The organism is Enterobacter sp. GER_MD16_1505_Eko_090, from assembly GCF_003331015.1.
GTDB classification, from domain to species: domain Bacteria; phylum Pseudomonadota; class Gammaproteobacteria; order Enterobacterales; family Enterobacteriaceae; genus Enterobacter; species Enterobacter roggenkampii.
In genome coordinates this window covers 1-6,068 of sequence record NZ_PUQF01000041.1, presented here as the reverse complement: position 1 = coordinate 6,068, position 6,068 = coordinate 1, and the positions used below count along the sequence as shown (strand labels likewise).

At 58.7% G+C, this 6,068-nt stretch carries 6 protein-coding genes; all 6 read left to right on the top strand.

The annotated features are described in order from the left end of the window. The first annotated feature begins 196 nt into the window (after positions 1–196). The 6 genes from C6A40_RS24305 to C6A40_RS24280 are packed head-to-tail and all read left to right on the top strand — an operon-like array spanning position 197 to position 5,843. On the top strand, positions 197–805 hold the full coding sequence (locus C6A40_RS24305) for a TetR/AcrR family transcriptional regulator (RefSeq protein ID WP_004393990.1): 609 nt from the start codon (positions 197–199) through the stop codon (positions 803–805). Beyond that, positions 802–1,953 carry an efflux RND transporter periplasmic adaptor subunit gene (locus C6A40_RS24300; RefSeq protein ID WP_016236501.1) on the top strand — a complete coding sequence of 384 codons (1,152 nt, stop codon included), beginning with the start codon at positions 802–804 and terminating at the stop codon, positions 1,951–1,953. Before C6A40_RS24305 ends, C6A40_RS24300 begins: the two co-directional genes overlap by 4 nt. Beyond that, positions 1,950–3,155 (top strand): ABC transporter permease, encoded by a 1,206-nt coding sequence (locus C6A40_RS24295; protein ID WP_000624215.1) that lies wholly within the window; start codon positions 1,950–1,952, stop codon positions 3,153–3,155. The genes C6A40_RS24300 and C6A40_RS24295 overlap by 4 nt, the downstream gene beginning before the upstream one ends. A gap of 1 nt (position 3,156) precedes the next feature. After that, positions 3,157–3,867 carry an ABC transporter ATP-binding protein gene (locus tag C6A40_RS24290; RefSeq protein WP_004393997.1) on the top strand — a complete coding sequence of 237 codons (711 nt, stop codon included), beginning with the start codon at positions 3,157–3,159 and terminating at the stop codon, positions 3,865–3,867. Positions 3,868–3,895: 28 nt separating this feature from the next. Then, positions 3,896–4,369, top strand: coding sequence for a cytochrome c (locus C6A40_RS24285; protein WP_016236502.1), 474 nt, complete (start codon positions 3,896–3,898; stop codon positions 4,367–4,369). After that, on the top strand, positions 4,356–5,843 hold the full coding sequence (locus C6A40_RS24280) for an efflux transporter outer membrane subunit (RefSeq protein WP_011784757.1): 1,488 nt from the start codon (positions 4,356–4,358) through the stop codon (positions 5,841–5,843). Before C6A40_RS24285 ends, C6A40_RS24280 begins: the two co-directional genes overlap by 14 nt. Positions 5,844–6,068 lie beyond the last annotated feature (225 nt).

The following is a 6,068-nucleotide window of genomic DNA, read 5'->3' as shown; positions in this document are numbered from 1 at the left end:
GTTTTCCATGATGGTTCTCCGAATGAAAGCCTGTCCTCAGCATAGTACTGGGAAGGAGGGAGTGACCATCTCATTAAATAAAGCACGTTAAGCCCATTGCAGACTCTAGATATTGACGAGTACGTCGGGTTTTCTCTTGTTTGAGTTGCCTCTTGTGGTAAGATAGTAATCAATTACTATCTTACAAGGAGTGCTCGTGGACACCCATCCAAAGCATCTGCCGGCCGATGAACGTCGTGCCGTAACTGTCGAGTCCGTCGTGGCGCTTGCCGGTTCACAAAACCCAAGCGAGATAACCACTGCGGCTATCGCTAAACACATGAACTTGACCCAGGGTGCGCTGTTTCGGCACTTCCCGAACAAGGAAGCCATTTGGCAGGCGGTCATGGAGTGGGTAGCAGAGCGCCTATTAGCCAGAATCGATCGATCCGCACAAGGAATCGAGTCGCCCTTGGCAGCCATGGAGGCGATGTTCATGAGTCATATCGAATTCGTAGCTGAGCACCCAGGCGTGCCAAGAATGATGTTTGGTGAGCTTCAGCGTGCCGAATCGACACCGGCCAAGCGCATGGTGCAAACCTTGATTCAGCGCTACGGCGAACGTTTGCATCGTCTCATCGAGAAAGGCAAGGCCAGCGGCGAGTTGTCTCCCTCGCTTGACAACGAGGCGGCGGCAACGCTGTTCATTGGCACGATCCAGGGCTTGGTCATGCAATCGCTGTTGGCGGGTGATGTGGGACGTATGCACCGCGATGCGCCGCGCGTCTTTGCAATTTATCGGCGTGGCATAAGGAGTGCGCAATGAAAAAGTTACCCTTGCAAGGCCGCACCCTGGCACTGCTTGCCGTCATCATTCCTTTGCTGGTGCTTTTTATTTATGTCGGTCTGCGATCAGGGCCGCTCGCCCCGGTCGCTGTGACGGTGGCAAGCGTGGAATCACGGGCTATCACACCGGCGCTGTTCGGCATCGGCACGGTGGAGGCGCGCTACACCTACAAGATCGGGCCGACGTTTGCCGGGCGCGTCAAACGCCTGGAGGTGCATGTAGGCGACCAGGTCAAGGCCGGACAGGTGCTCGGCGAGATGGAGCCGGTCGACCTTGATGATCGGGTGCGCTCACAGGAGTCTGTATTCAAGCGGGCGGAAGCGGCTTTGCGCGAGGCAGAAGCCCGGCAAGCCTACGCGCAAACCCAGGCGCGCCGCTATGAGCAATTGTTTGCGGTGCGCTCGACCAGCGAGGAAATCGTCACCACCAAGCGGCAGGAACTGCAGATCGCCGATGCCGCCCTATCCGCCGCTCGGGAAGATATTGCCCGGGCACGCTCCGACCGCGAAGCACTCGTCGCGCAGCGGAGCAATCTGCGCCTGATCGCGCCGGTCGACGGTGTAGTCGCCGTGCGCGATGCCGATCCCGGCACGACCATCGTCGCGGGCCAGGCCGTGGTGGAAGTGATCGACCCCAAGAGTTTGTGGATCAATGTGCGCTTCGACCAGATCAGCGCATCGGGGCTGGCTGGGGGGCTGCCGGCTCATATCGTCCTGCGTTCGCGTGGTGGCCAGACCTTGAAAGGTCGCGTGCTGCGGGTGGAACCCAAGGCCGACGCGGTAACCGAGGAAACGCTTGCCAAGGTGACATTCGATAACAAACCAGAACCTTTGCCACCAGTGGGTGAACTGGCCGAAGTCACGGTTGACTTGCCGGCGCTCCCGGCCGCTCCACTGATCCCCAACGCTGCCGTCCAGCGTGAAGGCGATAAAGTTGGTGTCTGGCAAATCGTGGATGGTGATCTGCATTTCTCCCCGGTCAAGCTCGGCACTTCCGACCTCAATGGTTACGTGCAGGTGCGCGAAGGGCTCAAGAATGGGGACCAGGTTGTGACCTATAGCGAAAAGGCACTGACGGCGCGCAGCCGCATCCATGTGGTCGAGCATATCCCGGGAGTTTCACGATGATCAGCCTGGCCGGCCGCGACATTCTCCATGCCTGGGGGAAATTCGTCTTCACCGGCATCGGTCTGGGTCTGCTGATCGGCGTCACCCTAGTCATGGCTGGGGTGTACCGAGGCATGGTGGACGACGGCAAGGCGTTGCTCGACAACAGTGGCGCTGACCTTTGGGTGGTGCAAAAGGATACTCTGGGTCCTTATGCGGAGTCGTCCAGCCTCAACGATGACGTGTATCGCGCCATTCTCGCCATGCCGGGAGTCTCACAGGCAGCGAACGCGACCTACCTGACCATGCAGGTACGCAAGGGCGAGAGTGATGTACGCACCATGGTGGTCGGCATCGCGCCCGGTGCGTTGGGGGCTACACCCGGATGGCCTCCTTATCTCGTCGCTGGACGCCAGATCACGCGCGGTCACTACGAGGCTGTGGCCGACATCGCCACCGGCTTCAAACTGGGAGATCGTCTTACCATTCGCCGCAATCATTACACCGTCGTGGGGCTGACACGGCGTATGGTGTCGTCCAGCGGCGACCCGATGGTATTCATTCCGCTCAAAGATGCCCAGGAGGCCCAGTTCCTCAAGGACAACGATGCCATCTGGCAAAGCCGGCGTCGCACCGAAGCCAACCCGGTCTTCAATCGACCCGGTGATCCAGGTTTGCTGGATGCCGTGATTGCTTCACAGAGCAGCAACGCGTTCGTCAATGCCGTGCTGGTCACTCTGAAACCTGGTCATGCGCCGGACGAGGTTGCCGAATCCATCCAGCGCTGGAAGCGTTTGACGGTCTACACCCGGGCACAGATGGAAGACATCCTCGTCGGCAAGCTGATCGCCACCTCGGCCAAGCAGATCGGCATGTTCCTTGTGATTCTGGCCATCGTTAGCGCGGCCATCGTTGCCTTCATCATCTATTCGCTGACGATGGACAAAATCCGTGAGATCGCGGTGTTGAAGCTCATCGGCACACGCAACCGAACCATCGCCGCGATGATCATGCAGCAGGCGCTCGCCCTGGGCGTGATTGGCTTCGTGGTCGGCAAGATCACAGCCACCTTTTCAGCACCGGCTTTTCCAAAATATGTCCTGCTCACGCCAATGGATTCTGTCGCCGGTTTTTTTGCCGTGCTCGTGATCTGCGTTCTAGCTAGCCTCGTCGCCATTCGCATAGCACTCAAGGTCGATCCGGCCGAAGCCATTGGAGGTTGAGATGAGTGGCAAAGGGATACACATCGAAAGTTTAAGCAAGCGGTATGGCGATGGTGACACCGCTGTCTTTGCCTTGAGAGACGTGAATATGCATGTTGCGCCTGGTGAAGTGGTGGGACTGATCGGCCCTTCCGGGTCCGGCAAGAGCACGCTGCTCAAGTGTCTGGGTGCGGTGATCGAACCGACCGCCGGTCGCATGACGCTGGGCGATGAAGTGATCTACGCCGATGGCTGGAAAGTCCGCGACCTGCGCGCCTTACGGCGTGACAAGATCGGTTTCGTTTTCCAGGCGCCGTACCTGATTCCGTTTCTCGATGTCACCGACAACGTGGCGCTGCTGCCGATGCTTGCAGGCGTCGCGAATGGAGAGTCGCGCGCGAAGGCACTGGAATTGCTCACAGCGCTTGATGTGCAACACCGAGCTCGCGCAATGCCCTCGCAACTCTCCGGTGGCGAGCAGCAACGGGTCGCCATCGCGCGCGGACTGGTCAATCGTCCGCCGGTGATCCTGGCCGATGAACCCACTGCGCCGCTGGATTCCGAGCGCGCCATGGCTGTAATCCGCATCCTCAACGACATGGCCCGGAAGTTCGAGACCGCCATCATCGTCGTCACCCATGACGAAAAGATCATCCCCACATTCAAGCGCATCTACCACATCCGCGACGGCGTGACCCATGAGGAAGCTGGCGAAGGGCGGGAGTTCGAATGAGAGAACGATTGAATTACAGGAGAATTTCATGACCCACCGCAAACACAGCCACGCATTTGGAACTATCACCCTGACCGTTACGGCCTGCCTGCTTTTATGGGGTTTTCAGTTGCCAGCTTGGGCTGGTGACGCTACCCAGGTTGAGCCACTGGCGCTACGCAAGATCATGCAGGAACTCGGGCGCAACATGCAGGCTATTACCGGTGCGATTTCGCAGGAGGAATGGGTTCAGGTCGTTCAGCTCGCCCCAAAAGTTGCTGCACACCCCGAGCCACCGCTTACTGAAAAAATGCGCATCCTTGCTTACCTCGGCGCTGATGCGACCAAGTTCAGAAACTTTGACGCGCAGACTCACGAGGCGGCGCTGGCCATGAAGCTGGCTGCTGCGAGCAGCGACGGCAAGGCGGTGACCCAATCATTCGCCCACGTGCAGGAAAGCTGCTTGGGCTGCCACCAAGCTTTCCGTAAACCTTTCGTGGAGCATTTTTATGGAGCACGCTAAAACATGCCAGCGCCCCATCAGCCTCGAAAGACGGCTTGCGGCAACTTACCTGGTAGCTGGTCTGGTCACCGCCGGTCTGGCCGGCTGCGCCGCCGGCCCTGATTTTCAGCGTCCCACCGCACCCGATGTGGCTCGCTACACTGCAACACCGGTAGCTGATAGAACCGTGTCCGCTCCCACGCAGTTCGGCGAAACACAACGTCTAGTCGAAGGGCTTCCGATCGAAACGCAATGGTGGCAAAGCTTGGGTTCATCCGCACTCGACGGACTGATAAACGAAGCTTTCCATGTCAGCCCGACGCTGGCGAGCATCAGCGCCAATTTGCGACAGGCGCAGGAGCTTCTTGCCGCACAGGCGGGCTCGACGCAATATCCACAGGTAGATGTCGCACTGGGATCTCAGCGCCAGCAAATGAGTCCCAGTAGCCAAGGGTTGAGCGGAGACGCACGTCAATTCAGCCTCTACAACGCCAGCGTTGGCGTGCATTACAACCTCGATCTGGCTGGCGGCAACCGGCGCGCACTCGAAGCCTTGGCTGCTCGCGCCGACTACCGTCGCTTCGAACTGAATGCTGCGCGCCTGGCCCTTGCCGGCAACATGGCAACCGCTGCCATTACCCGAGCACGCCTCGCCGCGCAACTAGAAGCCACTACTGCCATTTTGCGCGTGCAGGATGAGCAACTGCGCCTGGCCCATGAACGCGTGCGTATCGGTCAGGCCTCACCTGATGAAGCGTTGAGCCTACAAGCTCAGGCGGAGCAAACGCGGGCAGAACTGCCTGCGCTGCGTAAACAACTGCAACAAACCGAACATCTACTGGCGGTGCTAGCCGGTCGTGCCCCAGGCACGGGTGGCATCCCGGCCTTCACTCTGGCCGATTTCACTCTACCCGTCGAGATGCCGCTCGTCGTGCCCTCAGAACTGGTGCGCCGCCGACCGGATATCCAGGCGTCAGAGGCGCTGTTGCATGCGGCCAATGCAGACTATGGTGTGGCTGTCGCCAAGCTCTACCCACAGATCAACCTGAGCGCCAACCTTGGTTCTCAGGCGCTGACCACCGGTGCCCTGTTCGGTGGTGGCTCGGCAGTGTGGGGCCTGGTTGCGCAGCTCACCCAGCCTCTTTTTAATCCAGGGCTACCCGCTGAAAAAAGAGCGGCGCTCGCCGCTTTTGATGCCGCCGTAGCCAATTACCAGAGCGTCGTATTGGAGTCTTTGCGTAACGTCGCCGACACCCTGCGCGCGGTGGAAAGCGATGCACAAACTTTGACTGCCCTCGCTGCCGCTGATATGGCTGCACAGGCCTCCTTGCAGTCGGTCGAGCGGCAATACCGGCTGGGCGCGGCCAGCTACCTGCAACTGCTCATCGCGCAGCAACAGGCACAGTCAATCCGGATCAATATGGTTGCGGTCCAGGCACAACGCCTAGTCGATAGTGTTGCTTTATATCAGGCCCTGGGAGGTGGTGTCAGTTAAGACTAAACCCAAAGCAGTCAATCCGGTGAGACAGTTTTTCTGTCTCATTTGGGTTGTTTTCGTCTCATCCTGGTGTTACGTTTTCATCATCTAGAGTTAAACGAGACAGTTTTCATGGCACTGTTGCAAAGTTAGCGATGAGGCAGCCTTTTGTCTTATTCAAAGGCCTTACATTTCAAAAACTCTGCTTACCAGGCGCATTTCGCCCAGGGGATCACCATAATA